Origin of the sequence: Enterocloster bolteae (genome assembly GCF_002234575.2) — a bacterium.
Lineage (GTDB): Bacteria > Bacillota > Clostridia > Lachnospirales > Lachnospiraceae > Enterocloster > Enterocloster bolteae.
On record NZ_CP022464.2, the window covers coordinates 443,573 to 468,532 of the forward strand.

The 24,960-nt window shown below is 50.9% G+C and carries 24 protein-coding genes and 1 riboswitch; of the genes, 23 read left to right on the forward strand and 1 reads right to left on the reverse strand.

The window, feature by feature from the left end:
- Positions 1–4: 4 nt before the first annotated feature.
- The 8 genes from CGC65_RS02190 (at position 5) to CGC65_RS02225 (ending at position 5,999) form a co-directional block, all read left to right on the forward strand.
- The gene (locus CGC65_RS02190) at positions 5–976 is read left to right on the forward strand and encodes a FliM/FliN family flagellar motor switch protein (RefSeq protein ID WP_002566253.1); all 972 of its coding nucleotides are present in this window, start codon (positions 5–7) and stop codon (positions 974–976) included.
- Position 977: 1 nt separating this feature from the next.
- Positions 978–1,355 carry a FliO/MopB family protein gene (locus tag CGC65_RS02195; protein ID WP_002566252.1) on the forward strand — a complete coding sequence of 126 codons (378 nt, stop codon included), beginning with the start codon at positions 978–980 and terminating at the stop codon, positions 1,353–1,355.
- A complete protein-coding gene (gene fliP / locus CGC65_RS02200) occupies positions 1,348–2,124 on the forward strand; it encodes a flagellar type III secretion system pore protein FliP (RefSeq protein WP_002566251.1) in 777 nt (258 codons plus the stop codon). Before CGC65_RS02195 ends, fliP begins: the two co-directional genes overlap by 8 nt.
- Before the next feature lie 18 nt (positions 2,125–2,142).
- On the forward strand, positions 2,143–2,406 hold the full coding sequence (gene fliQ, locus CGC65_RS02205; protein ID WP_002566250.1) for a flagellar biosynthesis protein FliQ: 264 nt from the start codon (positions 2,143–2,145) through the stop codon (positions 2,404–2,406).
- Between the two features lie 15 nt (positions 2,407–2,421).
- Complete coding sequence (locus tag CGC65_RS02210; protein WP_002566249.1) at positions 2,422–3,201, forward strand: flagellar biosynthetic protein FliR; 780 nt, start codon at positions 2,422–2,424, stop codon at positions 3,199–3,201.
- 82 nt (positions 3,202–3,283) lie between these two features.
- Entirely contained in the window at positions 3,284–4,345 is a 1,062-nt protein-coding gene (gene flhB, locus CGC65_RS02215) for a flagellar biosynthesis protein FlhB (RefSeq protein WP_002566248.1), read from the forward strand.
- Entirely contained in the window at positions 4,346–5,077 is a 732-nt protein-coding gene (gene ftsE / locus CGC65_RS02220) for a cell division ATP-binding protein FtsE (RefSeq protein WP_002566247.1), read from the forward strand.
- Complete coding sequence (locus CGC65_RS02225; RefSeq protein WP_002566246.1) at positions 5,067–5,999, forward strand: cell division protein FtsX; 933 nt, start codon at positions 5,067–5,069, stop codon at positions 5,997–5,999. The genes ftsE and CGC65_RS02225 overlap by 11 nt, the downstream gene beginning before the upstream one ends.
- Positions 6,000–6,135: 136 nt before the next feature.
- Here CGC65_RS02225 and CGC65_RS02230 read toward each other — a convergent pair whose 3' ends face one another.
- Positions 6,136–8,010, reverse strand: coding sequence for a DUF885 domain-containing protein (locus CGC65_RS02230; RefSeq protein WP_002566245.1), 1,875 nt, complete (start codon positions 8,008–8,010; stop codon positions 6,136–6,138).
- Between the two features lie 274 nt (positions 8,011–8,284).
- Between CGC65_RS02230 and metG the strand changes: the two genes are divergently transcribed.
- The 15 genes from metG to thiW all read left to right on the forward strand — a co-directional run bounded on the left by metG (position 8,285) and on the right by thiW (position 24,945).
- Positions 8,285–10,279 (forward strand): methionine--tRNA ligase, encoded by a 1,995-nt coding sequence (metG, locus tag CGC65_RS02235; RefSeq protein ID WP_038282468.1) that lies wholly within the window; start codon positions 8,285–8,287, stop codon positions 10,277–10,279.
- A 170-nt stretch (positions 10,280–10,449) separates the two neighbouring features.
- Positions 10,450–11,799: a glycosyltransferase family 4 protein gene (locus CGC65_RS02240; protein ID WP_002566243.1), complete on the forward strand. Its 1,350-nt coding sequence runs from the start codon at positions 10,450–10,452 to the stop codon at positions 11,797–11,799.
- 155 nt (positions 11,800–11,954) lie between these two features.
- Positions 11,955–12,728, forward strand: a complete 774-nt coding sequence (locus CGC65_RS02245) for a TraX family protein (RefSeq protein ID WP_002566242.1) — start codon at positions 11,955–11,957, stop codon at positions 12,726–12,728.
- 4 nt (positions 12,729–12,732) lie between these two features.
- Positions 12,733–13,497 (forward strand): TatD family hydrolase, encoded by a 765-nt coding sequence (locus CGC65_RS02250; RefSeq protein ID WP_002566241.1) that lies wholly within the window; start codon positions 12,733–12,735, stop codon positions 13,495–13,497.
- A gap of 171 nt (positions 13,498–13,668) precedes the next feature.
- Positions 13,669–14,547 carry a 16S rRNA (adenine(1518)-N(6)/adenine(1519)-N(6))-dimethyltransferase RsmA gene (gene rsmA, locus CGC65_RS02255; protein WP_002566240.1) on the forward strand — a complete coding sequence of 293 codons (879 nt, stop codon included), beginning with the start codon at positions 13,669–13,671 and terminating at the stop codon, positions 14,545–14,547.
- A 137-nt stretch (positions 14,548–14,684) separates the two neighbouring features.
- Complete coding sequence (locus CGC65_RS02260) at positions 14,685–16,469, forward strand: oleate hydratase (protein WP_002566239.1); 1,785 nt, start codon at positions 14,685–14,687, stop codon at positions 16,467–16,469.
- A 103-nt stretch (positions 16,470–16,572) separates the two neighbouring features.
- Positions 16,573–16,971: a zinc ribbon domain-containing protein gene (locus tag CGC65_RS02265; RefSeq protein ID WP_002566238.1), complete on the forward strand. Its 399-nt coding sequence runs from the start codon at positions 16,573–16,575 to the stop codon at positions 16,969–16,971.
- 207 nt (positions 16,972–17,178) lie between these two features.
- Positions 17,179–17,559, forward strand: a complete 381-nt coding sequence (locus CGC65_RS02270) for a hypothetical protein (protein ID WP_038282530.1) — start codon at positions 17,179–17,181, stop codon at positions 17,557–17,559.
- A gap of 279 nt (positions 17,560–17,838) precedes the next feature.
- On the forward strand, positions 17,839–18,978 hold the full coding sequence (locus tag CGC65_RS02275) for an ABC transporter ATP-binding protein (protein ID WP_002566236.1): 1,140 nt from the start codon (positions 17,839–17,841) through the stop codon (positions 18,976–18,978).
- 8 nt (positions 18,979–18,986) lie between these two features.
- Positions 18,987–19,853 carry a carbohydrate ABC transporter permease gene (locus CGC65_RS02280; RefSeq protein ID WP_002566235.1) on the forward strand — a complete coding sequence of 289 codons (867 nt, stop codon included), beginning with the start codon at positions 18,987–18,989 and terminating at the stop codon, positions 19,851–19,853.
- On the forward strand, positions 19,853–20,764 hold the full coding sequence (locus CGC65_RS02285) for a carbohydrate ABC transporter permease (RefSeq protein WP_002566234.1): 912 nt from the start codon (positions 19,853–19,855) through the stop codon (positions 20,762–20,764). The genes CGC65_RS02280 and CGC65_RS02285 overlap by 1 nt, the downstream gene beginning before the upstream one ends.
- Before the next feature lie 94 nt (positions 20,765–20,858).
- The gene (locus CGC65_RS02290) at positions 20,859–22,304 is read left to right on the forward strand and encodes an ABC transporter substrate-binding protein (protein WP_002566233.1); all 1,446 of its coding nucleotides are present in this window, start codon (positions 20,859–20,861) and stop codon (positions 22,302–22,304) included.
- Positions 22,305–22,332: 28 nt separating this feature from the next.
- Entirely contained in the window at positions 22,333–23,073 is a 741-nt protein-coding gene (locus tag CGC65_RS02295; protein WP_002566232.1) for a glycerophosphodiester phosphodiesterase, read from the forward strand.
- A gap of 28 nt (positions 23,074–23,101) precedes the next feature.
- A complete protein-coding gene (locus tag CGC65_RS02300; protein ID WP_002566231.1) occupies positions 23,102–23,953 on the forward strand; it encodes a Cof-type HAD-IIB family hydrolase in 852 nt (283 codons plus the stop codon).
- Positions 23,954–24,102: 149 nt separating this feature from the next.
- Positions 24,103–24,212: riboswitch (TPP riboswitch) on the forward strand.
- A 196-nt stretch (positions 24,213–24,408) separates the two neighbouring features.
- Entirely contained in the window at positions 24,409–24,945 is a 537-nt protein-coding gene (gene thiW, locus CGC65_RS02305; RefSeq protein ID WP_002566230.1) for an energy coupling factor transporter S component ThiW, read from the forward strand.
- Positions 24,946–24,960: the final 15 nt, after the last annotated feature.

Below are 24,960 nucleotides of genomic sequence, written 5' to 3' on the forward strand. Positions count from 1 at the left end.
AGGCATGTTATCAATGGACAAAGAAGCCATAAAGGAGCTGACGGAGATGGAAGCGGTTCCTATATGCAATATATTAGGCTCCCTGCTGGGCAGAAGCGTGAAGATGTCGGTGTCAAAGGTGGAGGAGACAGACATGGGTTCGCTGGCAGAGGGCCTGCCCCACTTTAATGTGGCCATAGAGAGCAGAAAAGCTGTGGGGGGCATGTCGGCGGACCAGCTGTACATCTTTGCCAAGGAGGACATGATAAGGCTTACCAACTATATCATGGGTGTGCCGGTGGATGCCCAGAGCCCCCTGGATGAGATTGCCCTCAGCACCTTGAAGGAAGTTGCTTCCCAATGTGTGGGCGCTGCCATGGATGAACTCAATGACTTCCTGGGAAGGGATATGAGGGACACAATAACCAGGATATCGGCATTTGACAACACAGAGAGGATACAGGATATTATTCGCAGCTGGAATGCGGAGGATTCCGTGCTTTTAATGGGGCTGCACTATGTTATTGACGGGGTGGTGGAGTCAGATGCATATATTGTTGCCGCCCAGGCACTAAAACAGGTGCTGGGTATTTCGGATATGGCGGACATGCCCTGTCAGGAGACAGGGGGGCAGACCCCGGGGATGCCGGCAGCGGGGATGCAGACGGCAGAACACAAGGAGGCCATTGCCGTTCAGGAGGTGTCCTTTCCGGAATTTAAGTACACACCTATCGTGTATGCCAAAGAACAGATAGGGGAAGAAAAAAAGAAGCTGCTGGACATAACGCTGGATGTATCAGTCAGGCTTGGCAGTACGGTTTGCAGTGTAAAGGATATACTTTCCCTTAAGGAGGGTCAGCTGTTGGTACTGGACAAGCAGGCAGGTTCACCGGCTGATGTGGTTGTGAACGGAGAACTGATTGGCAGAGGGGATGTGCTGGTAACCGGGGACCGATTCGGGGCACGTATCATCGAAGTCGTGGGCAAGAGGGAATAATATGGCATTTTTAAAGATACTGTTTTACCTTATTGTCCTGATTGCGGTACTGGTGCTGGCCTATTACACCACCAGGATGCTGGGGCGGGGCATGGGACGGACCCGGGGTACCGGGGGAATGGAGATTCTGGACCAGATGGCACTGGGCCGTGACAGCTATCTGCTGGTGGTAAAGGTGCAGGAGAGGATTTTCCTGATAGGGGTATCTCCGGGCAGGATATCCAAGGTAGAAGAGCTGGAATCCTACGATAAGAAGGGGGAGACAGAGGGGGCGCCGGATTTTGTTTCCCTTCTGTCATCCCATATGAAGGAGCATTTTCAGGAAAAGGGACAGAGGAACAGACAGGATAAAAAGGCAGGAGAAAAGAATCATGAGTAAAATACTGCGAAAGACAGGGAAAATCATAGGCGCCGGGACCTTTGCCTGGATGTGGGCGCCGGGCGCTGTTACATCCTATGCGACGGATGTGTCTCTGACCCTGCAGGGGTCCTCCGGCACAGGAAAGCCCATGGATATGCTGGATATCATGTTTTTATTCCTGTTTCTGGCTGTGGTTCCCTCCCTTATCATTATGATGACAAGCTTTACCAGGATTGTGATTGTGCTGTCGTTTCTGCGCAATGCTCTGGGCACACAGCAGTCGCCGCCCAACCAGATTCTGGTAGGGCTTGCCTTGTTTCTGACCTTATTTATCATGAGTCCTGTAATTGCCTCGGTCAACACCCAGGCATACCAGCCTTACCGGGAAGGGCAGATTACCAGGGAACAAGCCTTTGAGCGGGCCCAGGAGCCCATGAAGGAATTTATGCTGAAACAGACTGAGAAAAAAAGCCTGGATTTGTTTCTGTCCATATCCAAAGCACAGCCGCCGGATATATCCCAGGGACAGGAAGGGTATATGAAGCTGGGGCTTACCACCATAGTGCCCTCCTTTATTCTCAGTGAGCTGAATAAGGCATTTACCATGGGATTCCTTATATTCATTCCCTTTCTGATTATCGACCTGGTGGTGTCCAGTACGCTTATGTCCATGGGCATGGTTATGCTGCCCCCTACCATGATTGCACTACCCTTTAAAATCATGATGTTTGTGCTGGTGGATGGGTGGAGTCTGGTGATTAAGACCCTGGTCCAGAGTTTCAGGTGACGCTGAGGAGGAATTTGTATGAGCGCTGAACAGGTAATGGAAATCATGAAGGAGGCCATGCTGGTTGCATTTGAAATCGCAGGCCCCCTTCTCATCATAAGTATAGCGGTTGGGCTGCTGGTGGCCATTTTCCAGGCGGCCACCCAGATTCATGAACAGACCCTTACGTTTGTGCCCAAGCTGATTGTCATTGCCCTGGTGCTTTTAGCCCTGGGGTCCTGGATGAGCAAGGTCATGAATGAATTTGTAGTGGAGCTGTTTGCCATTATGGCAGCTCTTTGATGAGAGTGGTGCGGTATGGACAGCAGTGTATTTGAGTATTTTGATATCTTTCTTTTGGTCCTGGCAAGAATGGGAGGACTGGTCTTTATCAACCCCGTGTTTTCACGCAGAGGAGTTCCGCCCATGGTACGCACCGGGCTGGTGCTGGCCCTCAGTCTCCTGATTGCGCCCGGAGTCAGAAGCGGAGCCGGACAGGTCATGGCTTTTAGTACCTTTGACATGGTGGAGTCCCTTATAAGAGAAGTCATACTGGGCCTGGTGATTGGCTGTGTGTTTCACATATTTTTTTATATGCTCTATGTGGCAGGGGACTTTCTGGACACGGTGTTCGGACTGGCCATGGGAAAGGTCATGGACCCGGCAGGCGGAGTCCAGACCTCTATTCTGGGCCAGTTTGTCAACGTGTTTTTTTACCTCTATTTTTTTGCCACGGGCTGCCATCTGACCATGGTGCGTCTTTTTGCCTACAGCTACCAGGTGGTGCCGGTGGGAGCCGGGGCCATACTGGGAGGGCGTATCCTGTGGTATATCATAACCCTGTTCGGTTCTGTATTCCTGATGGTGATAAAGCTGGTTCTGCCTTTTGTGGCAGCGGAGTTCATTCTGGAGATGACCATGGGAGTGCTTATGAAGCTGATTCCCCAGATTCATGTGTTTGTCATCAACATACAGTGCAAAATCCTCCTGGGAATCATGCTGATGATGCTCTTTGCCTATCCCATGGGCGCATTTATGGACCGGTATACAGAGGCCATGATGACGGAGGCCCAGAAGCTGCTTATGATGTTTGGGTGACGGGTTCTGGGCATAGCCCCGGTTAATGTTAAATGACCGGGCGCGGATTGAAACAATACATGGGGAGAGGAAGTGGTGACAGGTGGCTGCTGAGGAAAAGACTGAGAAAGCCACGCCAAAACGGCGGCAGGACGAGCGCAAAAAGGGAAATGTGTTCCAGAGCAATGACGTGGCTGCGGTGTGCTCGCTGCTGGTGCTGTTCCACTCCCTGAAGGCCCTGGCGCCCATGATGTATGAGAGCTTTGGGGAGTGTATGCATCTATTTTTTTCATATGCCTCATCGCCGGATATATTCTGGCAGGAAGGGGGGAAGGGACTGTTCATGAAGGCCGTGCTGGTGTTCTTCAAGGCGTCCCTGCCCCTGCTTTTTATCGGGGTGCTGACAGCGGTTATCGTCACCTTTTTCCAGACCAGAATGGCATTTTCATGGGATGTGCTCAAATTCAAGTTTGACAGAATCAGCCCCCTTAAGGGTTTTAAACGTATGTTTTCCCTGAGATCTGTGATTGAACTGTTAAAGTCCCTGATTAAGATTACAGTGCTGGGATGGGTGGTGTGGTTTTTCCTCAAAGGCAGACTGACGGAGCTGACAGGACTCATGGAGGGCACAGTGGCTTCTGCCTTGATTTATGTGGGCAATACAGTGGTTTCCCTGGTGGACACAGTGGGAATTGCCTTTGTGTTCCTGGGAGCCGTGGACTACCTTTACCAGTGGTGGGAATATGAGAAGAATCTGCGCATGAGCAAACAGGAGATAAAGGAAGAGTATAAGCAGACGGAAGGCGACCCGCAGATTAAGGGAAAAATCCGTGAGAAGCAGCGCCAGATGGCATCCAGGCGCATGATGCAGAATGTCCCCAATGCAGATGTGGTAATCCGTAACCCGACCCACTTTGCAGTGGCCCTGGGGTATGATTCCGGGAAGAACAGGGCGCCTGTGGTGCTGGCCAAGGGAGCGGACCATCTGGCCCTTAAGATAGTGGAGGTGGCTGAGGCCAGCGGCGTGTATATCATGGAGGACAGGCCCCTGGCCAGGGGACTCTATGATACGGTGGAAGTTGACATGGAGATTCCGGAGGAGTATTATCAGACAGTGGCTAAGATACTTGCCTTTGTCTATAAACTCCAGAAAAAGGACATGTGATTGTGGATAAATTTCCTGGAAATGAGGTTTGCAGTGGATAACAGTATGATTTTCTTTGACAGGGTCACTAAAATATACGGAAACGGGCAAAAGGCCCTGGATAATGTGAGTCTTAAGGTTGGCAGGGGGGAGTTTGTGTTTCTGGAGGGAGACAGCGGCGCGGGAAAGACCACTATGCTGGAGCTGATTTTAAAAGAGACCGATCCCACCCAGGGGAATATACAGGTCAATGGGATTGAGCTGGCAGGCCTCAGAGAACGTCAGATTTACCAGTACCGCCGTTATATAGGGATGGTATTTCAGGATTTCCGGCTCTTTTCTGATTTTACGGTATATGAGAATGTGGCATTTGCCCAGCGGGTCGTGGAGGCGGATTACAAAACCATGAAGCGCAGGGTTATGGAAGTGCTGAATCAGGTGGGGCTTGGTTCCAAGGCAAAGTACTACCCGGACCAGCTCTCCGGCGGGGAAAAACAGCGTACCGCCATTGCCAGGGCCATTGTGAACCGGCCGGTGCTTCTTCTGGCCGATGAGCCTACGGGCAATCTGGACCAGAAGAACGCAGAGGATATCATGCGCCTGCTGGAGCGGATTAACGGCCAGGGGACAACGGTGCTGGTGGTTTCCCATAACCAGGAGCTGGTAAGGAGCATGCACAGAAGGCAGGTGGTGCTGCGCAGAGGACAGGTGGCCAGGGACCTTGCAAGGGAGGCAGCGGCATATGGGTATTAGGACATTGCTCTACCTGTTCCGTCTGGGGCTTAAAAATCTGTGGCATCACAGAGTGTATACGGCGGCGTCTGTCATTACCATGTCGGCCTGTATTTTTCTGTTCGGCCTGTTTTATCTGGCGGCAGCCAATGTGGACAGCATGGTAAAAAAGACAGAGCAGGAAGTCTATGTGGCTGTGTTTTTTGATGAGGGAATACTGCCGGAGCGGGTGGAGGAGATAGGAAACCTGATTCAGAGCCGTCCGGAAGTGCTGCGGACCGTGTATGTGTCGGCAGACGAGGCCTGGAGCGGGTTTAAAGAGAAATATTACGAGAATGCGGAGGCATTGGACGGAATCTTCGAAACGGATAATCCGCTGGCTTCCAGTGGGAACTACCAGGTATATATTGACCGGATAGGCAGCCAGGAAGGCTTTGTGGAGTATGTGCAGAGCATTGAAGGCGTGAGGAAAACCACCCATTCAGCGGATACGGTCATGGCGCTTTTAAAGCTGCGCCAGGGGGCGGCCCGCCTGATTGCGGGAAGCGCGGTGCTGCTGGTACTGATATCAGTGCTGCTGATTCACAATACCCTGTCTGTGGGCATTGAGGCCCAAAAGGAGAAAACAAGGGTCATGCGCCTTATGGGAGCGCGGGAAGGCTTTGTGAAAATTCCTTTTATGGCGGAGGCTGTTGTTATGGGAGCGGCAGGAGTGGTTATCCCGCTGATTCTTCTGATGTGGCTGTACCGTTGGGGACTTGCCTTTGCCGTTTCCGGTCTGAATGGTCTGGGCAGCCTGAGAGGACTGGAGTCCGGGCTTCTCACCGAGGCCCAGGTATTTCCCGGACTTATCCGTGCATCCGTACTTCTGGGGATTTTTACAGGGGTTGCGGGAGGATTGTCTGTTATGGGGAAGTTGAAGCGCAGGAAGAAAGAGCGTTGATGTGTGCGGTTTCATATAATGGGGATTTAATATAATAAAGCAGGATTTCCGCCCTTTGGAAGGGAGGGAAATCCTGCTTTATTATTACTTTTTATTTGGGCCTGCTGATATTGCGCTGCGGCGGACATTACGGGGATCAATTCCGGCTTTCCGTATTCTGTCTCCCGGCCTCATCCTGCCGCGCCAGCCACTCCGCAAAATATGGTTTAATGACGCTGAAGGGAGCCGGGCCTATATCCAGAAGGAAACGGTTGAATTCCATGTTGGTATAGCGGCTGCCAAGGGTTTTCTTGGCCTCGCGCTGCATGCCCAGGATTTCCAGGTAGCCCACATAATACTCCAGGTAATTGGCCGGATTCTCCGCAATGTCATAATAGATGGTGGTAATAACAGAGGAATCGCTGATGCGGAAGTAGTGGTTTAAATAGTCCTCCACCTGCTTGATATCCCAGCCCTCATAGTGGATATTCACATCCAGAATAGCGTACAGGGCAAGGGTGAAGGCGGCATTGTGCTGAAGCAGCTCTCCCAGGTCCGGGTCCAATCCGTTGTTCAGGCTGTAGGAATAGTATTCCACATAGGTGGCCCAGCCTTCTGAATAGCTGCTGAAGCTCAGGAGCTTGCGCAGGTTGCAGGTGTTATGTTTGTTGAAATAGAGGGTTTGGTACATGTGGCCGGGATAACCCTCATGGGCCAGGGTGGAGTACAGGTTCCTGGCGGTATTGGTGCTTCCGTTGTTGATGTAGATGGAATTGTCCTGGGGGCGGTCAATGGGCACGGTCAGGTAGAAGGCCGGGCTCAGGGTGGCCTCCAGGGCAGCGGGCACATTTTTAATGCTGCATGTGTAATCCTCGATGGCCGGGAAATCCTTTGCGCACTGTTTCCTCAGGTCCTCCAGAATCTGGTTGGGATCGGTGAGGGCGAAGGAGTAGGAGTACAGTTTTTTTGCCAGGGTGGGATTTTCGGTCAGCAGCTCATCCATGGCAGTCAGGTCATCCATCATCTGATCGCTCATGGCTTTTTTCAGGGCAGGAATATCCTGATAGGAAGTGCCGGTATATGCGTTCACCAGGTACTGGTAATATTTCTTGCCCTGGGGGAAGTAATACAGCCCTTTATCATTGGTTCCGGTGCCTTTTAGGGGAGTCAGCCCCTCGATCAGCTTCTGGTATGCGGGCACGAAGTGTTCGTCAATGGCAGTATGGTTCCTGGCAATGAAATCCTCCTTTTCCTGCTTTGTCAGTCCCTCCACCTGCTCCAGACGCTCCGCAAATGTTTCCGCCATGAAGCTGTGGTCCGCGTCCAGAAGATAGGCGTTGCAGGAATTGAGGATACGGTCGATGACCGTGTCGCACAGCCCCAGCCCGGCATCGGTTTTTTCCTTCTCAAAGGCAATGATGCTGTCATAGTAGGTGTCAATGGAGGACAGGAGGGAAAGGTAATCCTCCACATCCTGTTTACTGTAAAATACATACTCGGACAGAAGTATGGGAAGCTGCGCCTGTATGCCCAGGGAGGAGGAAAGAGGCTGGTCGTAGAGCTCCAGTCCTTCACTGTCCAGCATGGTATTTAAATAGGATGACAGGATGTTGTATGTGAGCAGCTGGTCCTCACGAAGCAGGCGGCTGTCTATATCATTTAATTGTACTTTCAGGGATTTTGCATCATTAAGAGCCTGTTTACTGTCCTCCAGGGATACGGTTCCCAGGGTTTTATCGTAGTCAGTGATGCCGTAGGCGGCCGGATTGGCCAGGGTGTAGTGAAGCGTGATAAGGGAATTGTCAACTTCGTCCAGGAACAGGTCGTTGGTCAGCTGGTCAAAGGACGCCTGGGCATCAATGGTTTTCTTCTCATATTGTTCATAGGACTGGGTACTTTCCTGGGCAGCGGATTCCTTTGCCAGAGGAGCGGATGCCTGAGGACGCGCAGGCGCCACGCATCCAGCTGTCAGGCAGATAACCAGAAGCAGGGATAAAAGATATTGTAAAAATATTGTTTTTCGTTGTCTCATTCTAAACAAATCCTCCATTGGGGTGTCTGCTGCATTTTTATTACGACATTATATAGTATATGAGCGGAAATTACAACTTATGAGCCGTGAAAAAACTGGCAGGGCCTTCCAAAGAGGGAAAAAACAGGGGGCACGTCTTGACGAACATGGGGGAAACGCTTATACTTAAAACTATTAAAATAAGCGGATTGGGCGCTGCGGCCGCCGGAGCATTTTTATGAACTGCTCTGCCCCGGCTCTTTGTTTCCGCTCAGAAAAAGAGGGAATTAATCATATGTGTCAGGATTGTAAAAAGCCATATTATATTACCACGGCCATTGCCTATGCTTCCGGCAAGCCGCATATCGGCAATACCTATGAAATCATTCTGGCTGACAGCATAGCCAGATATAAGAGGGAGCAGGGATATGACGTGTTCTTCCAGACAGGTACGGACGAGCATGGACAGAAGATTGAAGAAAAGGCTGAGGCAGCAGGTGTTACTCCCCAGGAGTTCGTGGACAAGGCAGCTGCTGAGATAAAGCGGATTTGGGATTTGATGAACACTTCCTATGATAAGTTTATCCGCACCACGGACCAGGACCATGAGGCCCAGGTGCAGAAGATTTTCAAGAAGCTTTACGACCAGGGCGATATCTATAAGGGATATTACGAGGGGCTGTACTGCACTCCCTGCGAGTCCTTTTTCACTGAGTCCCAGCTGGTGGACGGCAAGTGTCCGGACTGCGGACGCGAGGTAAAACCTGCCAAGGAGGAGGCGTATTTCTTCCGCATGAGCAAGTACGCTCCCAGGCTGATCGAGTATATCAATGAGCATCCGGAGTTCATCCAGCCCGTATCCAGGAAGAATGAGATGATGAACAACTTCCTTCTTCCGGGACTTCAGGATTTATGCGTGTCCAGGACCACCTTCAGCTGGGGCATCCCCGTTGATTTTGACCCGAAGCATGTGACCTATGTATGGCTGGATGCCCTGACCAACTATATCACCGGTATTGGTTATGATTGTGACGGCAGCAGTACAGACCAGTTTAAGAAGTACTGGCCCGCTGACCTTCATCTGATTGGCAAGGATATCATCCGATTCCACACCATCTACTGGCCCATTTTCCTGATGGCCCTGGATGTGCCCCTTCCCAAGCAGGTATTTGGCCATCCATGGCTGCTGCAGGGCGACGGTAAGATGAGCAAGTCCAAGGGCAACGTGCTCTACGCAGATACCCTGGTGGATTTCTTTGGCGTGGACGCGGTGCGCTATTTCGTGCTTCATGAGATGCCGTTTGACAATGACGGCGTCATTTCCTGGGAGCTGATGGTGGAGCGCATGAACTCCGACCTGGCTAATATACTGGGCAACCTGGTAAACCGCACCATCTCCATGAGCAACAAGTATTTTGACGGCGTGGTCTGTGACAAGGGTGTCTGCGGGGAAGCGGACGAGGATCTTAAGAAGGTAGTGCTGGAGGAAGTGAAGAAGGCTGATGCCAAGATGGAGCAGTTGCGTGTGGCAGACGCCATGACGGAAATCTTTAATATCTTCAGAAGATGCAACAAGTATATTGATGAGACAACACCCTGGACACTGGCCAAGGATGAGAGCCAGAAGGACAGGCTTGCCACCGTGCTCTATAACCTGACAGAGGCCATTGCCATCGGAGCATCCCTTCTGTACTCCTTTATGCCGGAGACAGCTGAAAAGATCCTGGCACAGATTCATACGGGCAAGCGTGAACTGTTCCAGATGGATGCCTTTGGATTATATCCAAACGGACAAAAGGTGACGGATAAGCCGGAGATTCTCTTTGCCCGCATGGACATCAAGGAAGTGCTGGAGAAGGTGGAAGCCATGCATGGGGCTGAGGCAGCAGACCAAAAACAGGCAGGCGGCCAGGACGGATCCTCTGATAATGCAGAGGACAGCGGCATTGACCTGGAGGCCAAGCCGGAGATAACCTATGATGATTTTGCGAAGCTTCAGTTCCAGGTGGGGGAAATCATCAAGTGCGAGGCAGTTCCCAAATCCAAGAAGCTCCTTTGCTCCCAGGTAAAGATTGGAAGCCAGGTGCGTCAGATTTTAAGCGGCATTAAGGCTTACTACTCTCCAGAAGAGATGGTGGGCAAAAAAGTTATGGTAGTGACCAACTTAAAGCCGGCCAAGCTGGCAGGCATGGTGTCTGAGGGTATGATTCTCTGCGCAGAGGACGCAGAGGGCAGCCTGGCACTTATGACGCCGGAGAAAAGTATGCCGGCAGGAGCCGAAATCTGCTGATGGTTCGGTTAGCTGTGAGACATTAAAAAGAATATGATGAATACCGGACAGGAACCGTGGAAAGCGTGTGCTTTTTATGGCTGCCCGGAAGGCAGGAGCGGGCGGTGATGACCTGCTCCTGTTTTTAAATCAGGCGTATTTTGCATGATTAACTGGAAATGGAGGGGATTATGAGGATACTGAGCATAACAGCCCAGAAACCCCACAGCACGGGGAGCGGTGTTTATCTTACCGGCCTGGTAAAGGGTTTTGCCGCACTGGGGCATGAACAGGCCGTGGTGGCAGGGGTCTATGAGGAGGACGAGATGCATTTTCCCGAAGGGACCCGGGTCTATCCGGTATATTACAAAACAGAAAGCCTGCCCTTTCCCATCGCGGGTATGTCGGATGAGATGCCTTATGAGAGCACCATATACAGCCGGATGACAGAGGATATGGTGGACGTATTCAAAAGGGCATTTCTGGAGAAAACAAGGGAGGCAGTGGAATGCTTCCGGCCGGATTTGATTCTGTGCCATCATCTGTATCTGCTTACGGCAGTGGTGCGGGAGGCATTTCCCCAATATAAAACAGCAGCCATATGCCATGGCACAGGCCTGCGCCAGGTAAAGAAGAACAGCCTTGAACGGGACTATATTCTGGCTCACATAAAGGAATTGGATAAGGTGTTCTGCCTTCACAGGGAACAGAGGGAAGAAATCAGCCGGATATACGGCGTGCCGGGAGAGCGGCTGGAAGTGATTGGAAGCGGATTTGATGATTCCATTTTCCGCTATATGCCGGTTCAAAAGGAGAATGGGGTCAAGCGGCTGATTTACGCCGGAAAGCTGTCTGAGAAGAAAGGTGTCATGAGTCTGCTGCGGAGCCTTACGTATCTGGAACAGCTGCAAAGAAAGGATGGGGAGCAGCAAGGACAGGGCATAGGACAGCCCGCGGCTCCTATGAAAATAGAGGTATGGCTGGCCGGGGGATATGGAAACCAGCTGGAGTATGAAACCATTAAGAAGCTGGCGGACCAGTCCCCTTACCCGGTGAAATTCCTTGGAAGGCTGGACCAGCCCCAGCTGGCAGAACGGATGAATCAGGCGGATGTTTTCGTGCTCCCGTCCTTTTACGAGGGTCTGCCTCTTGTGGTGATAGAGGCTCTGGCCTGCGGTCTGCAGGTGGTCTGCACAGACTTGCCGGGGGTCAGGCCCTGGCTGGAGGAAAATATCGGAACATGTGCCGTGAAATTTGTGCCCCTGCCAGCCATTGTAAATGCGGATGAGCCAGTTGAACAGGAGCTTCCGCAGTTTGAACGGCGCCTGGCTGAGGCGATAGCTGAAAGCCTGGGAGCGGATGGCAGCAGGCAGGGAGTGGATAGCAGCAGGCAGGGACCGGATAGCAGGCCGCCGGAAACACCGGGCGGAGAAAGTTTGGCCGCAGCGGGTCCGTCCATAGCATCCCCGCTGCCTGATTTGAGCCGCATATCCTGGACAGGCATAAGCAAAAAGATATTAGAATCCTGCAATCTTATATAAATCCCCCAAAATCTGGATGAAAATGGGAGAACCATACCCTGTTTCCTGGAAAAATCGACCTAAAGTGGGAGAAACTTGCAATTTTCGCCATTTTGGAGTATGATGAAAGGAAATTAAAACATGAGGGGGCTATAAAGCCCGAAAGAGGGTACGATATGGGTAGAGGACGCAGCCGCGGGCCATACGGCGGCCGCCGACAGGGGCTTACGGGAAACCAGCTGAAGATTCTGGGAATTGTGGCAATTCTAATTGATAATATAGGAGCAGTGGTGATTCAGGGAGGGATTCTTCATGGAACAGACAGTGCTCTTTATCATGCAGTGCTGCTGACGCCTTCCGGGCATTACTGGGTGATAGCAGGACAGGTCTGCCGTTATGTGGGGAGACTGGGGTTTCCTATCCTGGCATATCTCACGGCAGAGGAATTTGTGCGCACCAGGGACCGCCGGTGGTACGCCGTCAGGATGCTCCTGTTTGCCCTGTTGTCTGAAGTGCCCTTTGATTTGGCTGTGTACCATACCATGTATTATCCCCACTATCAGAATATGATGTTTACCCTGTTTGCCGGGGTGCTGGTTATGGCTGTCATGGAGTCCACCCAGAATCCGTGTTTGAAGGCAGGGGCTCTGGCAGCGGGATGCGCGCTGTCTTGGGTGCTGCAGTTTGATTATAATGTGGTGGGAGTCCTGTTCATAGCTGCCATGTACTGGTTCCGCCGCAGTGATACGGCCCAGGTGGTTGCGGGAGTGGCAATCTGCGCAGTGGAGAGCATCAGCTGCTATTGTGTGTCAGCCTTGTCTTTTGCGCCTATTGTATTGTATAATGGAAGGCGGGGGGCATTTCAGCTTAAATATATGTTCTACGTGTTTTACCCGGTACATTTTCTGGTGCTGTACGGTGTGAGCATGTGGATTGCAAAAGGAGTTTAAAATCATGATATTTGACACACATGCCCATTATGATGATGAGGCATTTGACGGGGACCGGCCGGAACTTCTGGGACGTTTGAAAGAAGCCGGGGTCGGTGCGGTTATGAATGTAGCTGCCAGCCTGGGGAGCTGCCGAAGTACCCTGAAGCTGGCCGAAGCCTATGACTGGATATACGGGGCCATGGGAGTCCATCCCAGTGAGACAGGGGAGCTGGACCAGGAGGGCCTACAGTGGATTAAGGAACAGTGTGGCCGCCGGAAGATAAAGGCCGTGGGCGAAATCGGCCTGGATTACTACTGGGAGGAACCGGCCCACGATATACAGAAAAAATGGTTTGAGGCACAGATGGATTTGGCCAGGCAGGTTAAGCTTCCAGTCATCATCCACAGCAGGGATGCCGCAAAGGATACCCTGGATATGATGAAGGCGGCTAAGGCCGGGGATATCGGAGGCGTCGTCCACTGCTTTTCCTACACCAGGGAAATGGCCAGGGAGTACCTGAACATGGGATTTTTCCTTGGAATCGGAGGCGTCCTTACCTTCAACAATGCAAGGAAGCTGAAAGAGGTGGTGGAGTATATACCTCTGGAGTCCATTGTATTGGAGACAGACTGTCCCTATCTGGCGCCGGTCCCCAACCGCGGAAAGAGAAACTCATCCCTCAATCTTCCCTATGTGGTGGAGGCTGTCAGCCAGCTTAAGGGAGTGGACCCGGAAACCGTTGTGAAGGTGACCTGGGAAAATGGAAAAAGGCTCTACCGGCTGTAGGCAGCCCGGTTATGGGAAACAGAGTTGACAAATAGACAAAAAGCGCTGTAGTGTACGATATACAGCGCTTCTTTTTTGACTGTTCTTTTGCCCAGGCATTGACTTTTGGACGGGAATCCATTACTCTTAAAAGAGGGCCGAATCCGGTCCGCAGAAAGGAAATTATAATACATGGCGACTTTGGGTAATCCGAAAAATACCATTGAAATCATACAGAAATATCAGTTTGCATTCCAAAAAAAATTTGGTCAGAATTTTCTCATAGATACCCACGTGCTGGACAAAATCATAAGTGCCGCAGGGATTACCGGGGATGACTGCGTGCTGGAAATAGGACCGGGAATCGGAACCATGACCCAGTACCTGGCGGAGCATGCAGGAAAAGTGGTTGCAGTGGAGATTGACACCAATCTTCTGCCCATACTGGACGAGACATTAAAGGGCTATTCCAATGTGACGGTTATCAACAGTGATATCCTGAAATTAGACATGAACCAGCTGGTGGACGAGTATAATGATGGAAGGCCTATCAAGGTGGTGGCCAACCTCCCATATTACATCACCACGCCCATTATCATGGGATTGTTTGAGAGCAATGTGCCCATTGACAATATCACTGTTATGGTGCAGAAGGAGGTGGCGGACCGGATGCAGGTGGGACCCGGCTCCAAGGACTACGGCGCCTTGTCCCTGGCAGTGCAGTACTATGCAAAGCCTTATATCGTGGCAAATGTACCGCCCAACTGCTTTATTCCACGCCCCAATGTGGGATCCGCGGTTATCCGCCTGACAAGGTATAAGGAACCGCCGGTACAGGTGGACGAGCCAGGTGTCATGTTCCGGCTTATAAGGGCCTCGTTTAATCAGCGCAGGAAGACGCTGCAGAACGGATTAAATAACTCGCCGGAGGTTCCGTATACAAAGGAGCAGATAGCGGTTGCCATTGAGAGCCTTGGTGTTCCTGCTTCTGTCAGGGGGGAAGCATTGACGCTGGAGCAGTTCGCCGGCTTGTCCAATTATTTTACCCGCACAGCGGGAAATGGGGTTTAAGGTTCGCAATATGATGCCAGGAATACAAAAACGGGGTCCGTGGTGTATTTCACGGGGATAAAGGGGAATAATCCTGGAAGGACAATTATCTGAATCATCAGAGAAATTATATATAAAACAGAAAGGAAGGTAAGTCGATGAACAAAAAAGTGGGTAAAATCCTGACAGCTGCGGCAGCAGGAGCAGCAGTGGGCGTGGCAGTGAAGAAGCTGCAGGACAGCCGGAAGGAAAAGGAAGATGAGAGGATTGCCGCCATTGAGGAAGCGGTGATGAATAACCGGGATTATGGCGACAGGAAAGCTTATCTGGTAGGCGGAGGCCTGGCCACCCTGGCTGCCGCCGCGTATCTGATCCGGGACTGCAGGTTCCCTGCCAACCAGATAACGGTTTACGAGGGCATGCACATACTTGGGGGAAGCAATGACGGTATCGGTACGCCGGAGCAGGGCTTTGTATGCCGCGGCGGACGTATGCTCAATGAGGAGACCTATGAGAACTTCTGGGAGCTTTTTGGTTCCATTCCATCCCTGCGCCAGCCCGGACGCAGCGTTACGGAAGAAATTCTGGAGTTTGACCATGCCCATCCTACCTGCGCCAAGGCAAGGCTGGTGGATAAGGACGGCAACATTCTGGATGTGAAATCCATGGGATTTAACCAGGCTGACCGGATGGCCCTTCTGAAGCTGCTGATGACAGATGAGAAAAAGCTGGACAACCTGACCATCCAGGACTGGTTTAAGGAAACACCCCATATATTCGAGACCAATTTCTGGTATATGTGGCAGACCACCTTTGCATTCCAGAAATACAGCAGCCTGTTTGAGTTCAGACGGTATATGAACCGCATGATTTTTGAGTTCAGCCGTATCGAAACCCTGGAGGGAGTTACCAGAACTCCGTTAAACCAGTACGACAGCGTGATTCGTCCTCTGGAGACTTATCTGAGGAAGGCCGGAGTCAACTTCCGTGAGAACTGCGAAGTGACAGATATAGATTTTGCGGACGGACCCGGAATTACGGTAAAGACCCTGTATCTGAAAAAGAAGGTGGAGAGCACAGATGACTCAGGTGAGGAATCAGACGCTCCGGCCGGTCCTTCCTATGTGACGGAGGAGGTCCAGCTAAATAAGAGCGATATCTGTATCATGACCAATGCGTGCATGACGGACAGCGCTACCCTGGGAAGCCTTTACAAACCCGCGCCCGCGCCTGAGAAGAAGCCGATCAGCGGTGAACTCTGGGCCAAGGTGGCCGGAAAGAAGCCGGGTCTGGGAAATCCGGAGCCATTCTTTACCAAGCCTGAGGAGACAAACTGGCTCAGCTTTACTGTTACCTGCAAAGGCGATGATATTTTAAAGACCATTGAGAATTTTACCGGCAATGTACCTGGCAGCGGCGCTCTGATGACCTTTAAGGATTCCAGCTGGCTTATGAGCAGCGTGGTTGCGGCTCAGCCTCATTTTGTGAACCAGCCCGCCGACCAGACCATTTTCTGGGGATATGGACTGCATACAGAGGCCATTGGCGATTATGTAAAGAAGCCTATGAAGGATTGTACCGGCCAGGAGCTGTTAAATGAATATCTCCATCATCTTCATATTCCGGAGGACAGGATTGCGGAACTGATGAAGACGGTTATCAATGTGATTCCCTGCTATATGCCTTATGTGGATGCACAGTTTGAGCCGCGCAAGATGAGCGACAGGCCGCCGGTGATTCCGGCAGGTTCCACCAACTTTGCAATGGTGAGCCAGTTTGTGGAGATTCCGGAGGACATGGTATTTACTGAGGAATATTCGGTACGCGCTGCGCGCATTGCAGTTTACGGCCTTTTGGATGTAAAGAAAAAGATTTGCCCGGTGACGCCTTACAACAGGCAGCCTAAGATTCTTTTGAAGGCGCTTAAGAAATCATATCTGTAGCGGGGCATATCCATCATATGATTAAATATCGGGCCGGCAGAAGCCGGCCCGGACTTTTGCAATACATACAGGCGGAGTACATACAGGATAGGAGACAATACCAATGATATTTATAGGAGGAATCAGTCAGGGGCAGAAAATACTGGATTATGTAAAGACTGTCATATGTGACCGGTGCGGCGGATACGGGCGATACCAGGTTTACATGACCTATATGTATTTCAGCTTTTTCTTTATTCCCCTGTTCAAGTGGAATAAGAGATTTTATGTAAAAATGTCCTGCTGTGATGCTGTCTATGAGCTGGACCCGGAGATGGGAAAGGCGCTGCTTCACGGCCAGCAGGCAGATATAAAAAGTTCCGACCTGACGTTGGTTCAGGAGGGGCGCCGCAGGGGCTATTACGACAGCGGAACCTATAAGACCTGGAAAAAATGCGGAAATTGCGGATATGAGACAGAAGAGGATTTTGAGTATTGTCCTAAATGCGGCAGGAGACTGTGACGGACAGCGGTGCGCAGACGGCAGCAGGAGAGAAATCAGCAGCCCCTGCTGATATGAGACCGAACCAAGAATTTTTCTAAACTTCAACCTAGCCATGGCTCTTCTGGTATAGTATAATGGAATCAGCCTTTACGGGCATCTGATATTTGGAGAGGTGTCGGATGCTGCAATGGTTAGCAGCCATTGCATAAGAGAAAGGATGGGAAAATCATGGAAAATCAGAAGATGGATTTGATCCTTCAGAAGTTAGGAGGGATCGAAGGAGGCCTTGCCTCGGTAAGAGAAGATGTGCGGTCGCTGCAGGGAGACATGCAGACAATCAAAGGAGACGTGCAGACAATCAAAGGAGACGTGCAGACGCTCAAAGAGGATGTGCAGACGCTTAAAGACAGGGTAACCAACATAGAGATTACCCTGGAGAATGAGACCAACAGGAATATCCAGCTGATAGCAGAGGGACATTTGAACCTGGATCGAAAGCTGAATGAAGCGTTAAAGGAATTACAGCCTAATACCATGTATCATTTAAAAGTGAATCACCTGGATGGCGAGGTCACCAAGATGAAGCGTATGTTGAATATGGCATAAAACGGATACCGGTATGGAATGCCGCAGTTCAGTTTTCACGGTTCAAATTTCATAACAATTTCAGCAAACAAGAGAGGATTTTGCAAGGCAGTAACCAGCTGCATTGCAGAATCCTTTTTGCGTTTTTGGCCCTCCATACAAGCTGTATCCATAGCCGCGTATGGGAAGGACCAGGAAACTCTGCCTGTTTTTACCTTTATTTTACGCGAACCTGCTTTTGGATTTTACCTGGACAATTTAGAATTTATAAGTAGATTTGGGAGAGAGAAAGGAACGGAAATGGCGGATATTTCACTGGTAAATGTATGTAAAACCTATAAAGGGGGCCAAAATGCGGTCAAGGATTTTAGTTTGGATATCAGGGACCGGGAGCTGATTATTTTTGTGGGGCCGTCAGGCTGCGGAAAGTCCACTACACTGAGAATGATTGCAGGACTTGAGGATATTTCCTCAGGGGAATTATGGATGGATGACTGCCTGATGAACATGGTCGAACCTAAAAACCGGAATCTGTCCATGGTATTTCAGAATTATGCCTTATATCCCCATATGACGGTGTATGAGAACATGGCCTTTGGACTCAGGGTACGCAGGACCGCGCCCGGTGAAATTGATGCCAGAGTAAGGGAGGCAGCCCGAATTCTGGAAATCAGCCATCTGCTGGACCGCAGGCCGGCTGCATTATCAGGAGGACAGAAGCAGAGGGTTGCAATCGGAAGCGTGATTGTGAGAAAGCCAAAGGCTTATCTTATGGACGAACCCCTGTCCAATCTGGATGCCAAGCTGAGGGCACAGATGCGGGTGGAAATAGCAAAGCTTCACAAACAGCTTAACGCCACCATCATATATGTGACCCATGACCAGGTGGAGGCCATGACTCTGGGTACCCGGATTGTTGTTATGAACCAGGGAATGATACAGCAGGTAGCACCTCCCGCAGAGCTTTACCGGAATCCTGTAAATAAATTTGTGGCGGGATTCATTGGTTCCCCCACTATGAATTTTCTGGATGTGGATGTGCTGGAAGAGGATGGGACAGTCTGGCTTCTGGGACAGGGATGGCGGCTTCCTCTGGAAGGATACCAGGCCAGGAAATTAAAAGAAAAAGGGTTTGCGGGAAAACGGGTAACTCTGGGGATCCGGCCGGAAGACCTTCATCAGGAAGAATGCAGCCGGAAAAACGGTTCCGACGGTTTGAACGGAAATGACAGCGGGTGGATTGGAGTTCACATAAGTGTCAGGGAAATGCTGGGAAGCGAGGTGCTGCTTCACGGCAATACAGGGGATATGGGCCGGCTGTCGGCCAGGATGCCGGCGTCCTGCCGGGTGAAGCCGGGAGAATTCCTGCGCCTTTACGTGGATATGCCTCAGATTAAGCTGTTTGATATACAGTCAGAAGAAAATATTTTATTTGATTAGGAGATAGTATGAAATCAGATTCATTATTAAAAAAGGCAGGGCCCTATGGATATATTTTACCGGCTCTCCTGGTGTTTGCCGTATTCCTGTTTTACCCGTTTTTCAAGACCATTTACCTGAGTCTTTATAAGACAAATAAAATGGGGCAGGCCAAGCTGTTTGTGGGACTGGGAAATTATATGGAGCTGTTTCAGTCGGAATCATTTTATAACAGTCTGGCAGTAACCCTTCTGTTCGTGGCAATCGTGGTGGCGGGGAGCATGGCCCTGGGACTCCTGGCAGCTGTCCTGTGCAATAAGGCATTTCCGGGAATCCGTATATTCAGCACGGCTTATGCGCTGCCCATGGCCATTGCGTCCAGTTCCGCAGCCATGATATTTAAAATCATGCTTCATCCTTCTATCGGTATTGTAAACAAGCTGCTGGGACTTGATATCAATTGGATTAACGACCCCAAATACGCGCTCATATGCGTGGCCCTGCTGACAGCCTGGCTTAACAGCGGAATTAACTTCCTGTATTTCAGCGCCGGACTCAGCAATATTGATGAGACTATCTACGAGAGAGCATCCGTGGATGGGGCCAACGGGATTCAGAAATTTTTCCGGCTGACACTGCCGGGTCTCAGCCCAATCATGTTTTATACCATCGTAGTGAATATCATCCAGGCATTCCAGTCCTTTGGCCAGGTGAAGATTCTGACCCAGGGCGGACCGGGGGAATCCACAAACCTGATTGTGTATTCCATTTACAGGGATGCGTTTTTTAACTACAGGTTTGGCAGCGCGGCGGCACAGTCCGTCATACTGTTTGCCATCATCATGGTCATGACGCTTATGATGTTTAAGGCAGAGAAGAAAGGAGTCAGCTATTAATGGAACAGACAATGACCATAAAGGGACGCAAAAGAGTCAGCCGCGAGGAAATCATTAAAGTACAGGAGAAAGCCAACAGAAAAGCCATGACTGTAAGGAGAGTCAGGACTGGAGCCCTGATTGCAGCCAATGTGCTGGTATCCCTCTTCGTTCTTCTGCCGCTGTTATATGCGGTCAGCGTGGCGTTTATGCCGCCCGGCGAATTGTTTACCACGGAAATGAATCTGGTGCCCAGGCAGCCTACATGGGACAATTACAGGCAGGCCCTGGTAAAAATACCGCTGGTGCGGTTTGTGTGCAACTCCTTTATCACAGCCGGGCTGATTACAGCGGGACAGATTATTTCCTGTTCTTTGGCTGCATTTTCCTTCTCCTTCCTGGAGTTTAAGGGTAAAAACGCACTTTTTATGCTGGTAATGGCCACCATGATGATTCCGGGAGAGGCCACCATCATATCAAATTATCTGACGGTGAGCCGGTGGAACTGGCTGGATTCCTACCAGGTGCTCATTGTGCCCTATCTTACGTCAGCAATGGGAATCTTTCTGTTCCGGCAGTTTTATAAATCATTTCCCATCTCTCTGTATGAGTCGGCAAAGATTGACGGCTGCGGAAATCTCAGGTTCATTTTCCGCATCCTGCTTCCGCTTACCAAGTCGGCCATAGGAGCCATGGCGGTGTATACCTTTATCAATGCCTGGAACATGTATATGTGGCCTTTGCTGGTGACCGGATCCAATGAAATGAGAACCGTGCAAATTGGCATCAGCATGTTAAACAGCGTGGACGCCCAGTCCATTACTTTGATGATTGCAGGCGTGGTCATGATTATCCTGCCCTCCATTTCTATCTTCATATTGGGGCAGAAGCAGCTGATCCGTGGGATGTTCTCAGGAGCAGTGAAGGGTTAGGAACACCCGGAAAGGGATTACAGAAGTAAATAAAAGAAGAAAAAGAAATAAGAAAATGAAATAAGAATAAAAAATAAACGGAGGAATAACAATTATGAAAAAGAGATTAATCGGTTATGCTGCAGCCTTACTGGCAGTATCCATGCTGGCAGGGTGCGGCGCGCCGGCAGCAGGCACGGGCACTGCGGCTGACCCGGGTTCCCAGGCAGGTGCATCCCAGCCAGGTACATCCCAGTCAGGTACATCCCAGGCAGACGCTTCCCAGACAGGCACATCCCAGACAGATGCCTCCCAAAGTGCAGGCGCAGAGGGCGCTTCCATCACCTTTTGGCATTCCATGGGCGGAGTGAACGGAGAGGCATTGGAGTATCTGGTAAATAAGTTTAATTCAGAAAACACCATGGGAATCCAGGTGGAGGCCCAGTATCAGGGAGAGTATGACGATGCCATCAATAAACTGAAAAGCGCCCAGATTGGCAATATGGGTGCGGATTTGGTACAGATTTACGACATTGGAACCAGGTTCATGATTGATTCCGGGTGGGTGGTGCCCATGCAGGAGTTAATCGACGCGGACGGATGGGATAAAACACAGATTGAACCTAACATCGCGGCGTATTATACTGTAGGTGACACCTTATATTCCATGCCCTTTAACTCATCCACGCCTTTGCTGTACTACAACAAGGATATGTTTGACAAGGCAGGCATTACACAGGCGCCTGGAAGCCTTGGTGAGATCGGCCGGATTGCCGATGATTTGGTGAACAAGGGCGGGGCAGGAGAACCTATATCCCTGAGCATTTACGGTTGGTTTTTTGAACAGTTTACCTGCAAGCAGGGACTGAATTATGTAAACAACGGAAATGGACGTGAGGCAGCTGCCACAGCGGTTGAATTTGACCAGAACGGGGCTGGGGCAAAGACACTGGCGGCCTGGAAGGAACTGTACGACAAGGGCTACGCGCCCAATGTGGGCAGAGGCGGCGATGCGGGACTGGCAGATTTCAGCTCCGGCAGGTCGGCCATGACCCTTGGATCCACTGCCTCCTTAAAGCAGATTCTGGAAGATGTAAATGGCAAGTTTGAGGTGGGAACCGCTTATTTCCCCATGGTCAGTGAAAGCGATAAAGGCGGAGTGTCTATTGGAGGCGCCTCTCTCTGGGCCCTGAACAATGAGGATGAGGCTAAGAAGGCCGCCACATGGGAGTTTGTTAAGTTCCTTGTTTCACCGGAGAGCCAGGCTTACTGGAACGCCCAGACAGGATATTTCCCTGTGACTGTCAAGGCTCATGAGGAACCTGTATTCAGGGAGAATCTGGAAAAATATCCCCAGTTCGGCACTGCCATTGACCAGCTTCATGATTCCGCTCCGCAGTCAGCAGGCGCCCTGCTCAGCGTATTTCCTGAGGCAAGGCAGGTGGTTGAAACGGAGATAGAGAACATGCTTAACAACGGAACCAGCCCGGAGGAGGCTGCATCTGAGATGGCGCAGCAGATTAATAAGGCAATCGGGGAATATAACCTGCTCAATGAATGATAATCATGGATTGGAGGGTATACTGAGTATGAAGACACAGGTTTGGGCCCACAGAGGCGCGTCGGCTTACGCGCCGGAAAATACGCTGGAGGCATTCCGGCTGGCAGCGGAAATGGGAGCCGACGGGGTGGAGCTGGATGTCCAGTTAAGCAGGGACGGTGAGCTAGTGGTGGCCCATGATGAGACCATCGACAGGGTGAGTAACGGCACAGGGTATATAAAGGATTATACCCTGGCCCAGCTTAAGAAACTGTCCTTTAACAGGCTGTTTCCCAAGTTTAAGGACGCCCGGATTCCCACGCTTAAGGAAGTCTATGAACTGTTAAAGCCTGCGGGGCTGACAGTGAATGTGGAGCTTAAGACCGGCATCATACTCTACCCTGAGATTGAGGAAAAGGTACTGGCTCTCACTGCTTCCATGGGGATGGAGGACAGGGTGATTTATTCATCCTTCTGCCACCCCAGCCTGGTAAGGCTTAAGGAACTGGACAGCGGCCTTAAGACAGGGCTTCTGTACTCGGACGGCTGGATTGGCGCGGCAGACTATGGGCGGCATACAGTGGGAGCGGATGCCCTGCATCCGGCCCTGTACCACATGCAGGATCCGGATCTTATCCCGGCTGCCAGAAGGCAGGGACTGGCAGTGAATGTATGGACGGTCAATGAAGAACCGCATATGGAAATGCTGGTGCAGCAGAAAGTGGACGCTATCATTACTAACCGGCCGGACCTGTGCAGGCGGGTCGTTGACAGGTACACAGATCTATGACAGAATATTTGACAGAAAGCAGGCATATATGATAAGACTGGTTGCAATTGACATGGACGGCACCCTCCTGCGCCCTGACGGGCATATTTCAGAGAGGAATGTGCGTGCGCTTAAAGGACTTAAGGCTATGGGAGCCGAGTTTTTGATTTGTACGGGACGCAGCTATATAGACGCATTGGAACCCCTTAAGGAGGCCGGACTCAGGGCGCCTGTGGTGTGCATGAACGGAGCCGCTGTGTATGATTGGGACGGCAGGCTAATGGACGAGATACGGCTTTCTGAGAGACAGGTAAGGGGAATCCTGGACTGCTGCCAAAAGGAGGACATTATCTTTGATTTCATGACAGACAGAGGCAGCTATACCACAGCCGGGGAGGCACAGTTTAGGGCATGTTTTGAACGGAATGTGCTGCTTCCCATGGCGGAGTTTACCTATGAGGGAGTGAGAGACCGGTTCTCCTTTGTGGAGGAAGGACAGCTCTTTGAGCTGGGTCTGGCATTTTATAAAATATCGGTCATCCATGAATCGCAGGAGGTTCTGGGCAGAATTAAGGAGCGCCTGTCCGGTATAGCGGAACTGGCGGTTGCGTCTTCCTTTGCCACCAACCTGGAGCTGACCCACAGCTATGCCCAAAAGGGCCGGGCTCTGGCTTTTTACGCGTCCTCCAGGGGCGTGAGACCGGATGAAATCATGGCCATAGGAGACAGCGAGAATGACTATTCCATGCTGTCCATGGACATAAAATATACGGTTGCCATGGGAAATGCCATGGAGAGCATTAAACGTATCGCCAGATGCCAGACCCGCTCCAATATACAGGATGGTGTGGCATATGCCATAGAAACCCTGGTTCTAACCAGGGAGGCCAGGGCGTATTAGGTCTCTGAGTGATGGGGACGGAGCATAATTTTACAGGTGATAAGCAAAGAGTCCGCAGGCTCTGCCCCGGCTCTTTTTTTGTTGTATTCAGAAGGTATGTGAGAGTTTGAATGATTTCGGATTGACAAATAAATAGTCCGGTGCTATGCTAAATGACAACAGGGAGCTTGTGAAGCAGGCTGAGAGGAAGTAATCGAACTTCGACCTATCGCACCTGATTTGGGTAATGCCAACGTAGGGAAATATGAGACATGTATGTGTATTCAATGCATAATTTAAGTCCATATCCCGCGCGGTATGGGCTTTTTTATATCAGAGAAAAGTTCCGGCCTTTTGCGCGGTATGGATATAAGCAGGATTTAACGCTGTGCAGGAAATACGCCGCTGTACCAGAAAATATGCCTCTCTACCAGGAAGATAGGCGGGCTCCAAGTAAAAAACATGGAGGTATGACTATGAAAGTAAACATTAAAAAACTGGCGGTAAGCGCCATGCTGACAGCGGTGGCCGTGTCTTTATCCGGCTTTTCCATCCCCATAGGGGCATCCAAATGTTTTCCGGTTCAGCACCTTGCCAATGTACTGGCCGGTGTTTTCCTTGGGCCGTGGTATGGCGTGGGAATGGCGTTCTGCACATCCTTTATCAGGAATCTGATGGGGACAGGCAGTCTGCTGGCATTTCCGGGCAGCATGGTGGGCGCATTTTTAGGGGGGTATCTGTACCAGCGTTTCGGCAGACTGACACTGGCCTACGTTGGGGAGGTGTTCGGCACCGGCATACTGGGCGGAATGCTCTGCTATCCGGTAGCCACACTGGTGATGGGGAAGGAAGCAGCCATTTTTGCCTATGTAATCCCATTTCTTATGAGCACCATGTGCGGTACGGTCATTGCCGCGTTCCTGATTGGCGTGCTGTATAAGTCCGGGGCGTTTCAGTATATGAGGCGGATGCTGGATCTGGATGTACAGACCGGCAAAGCCATGGGAAGATAACAAGAAAAAGGATAA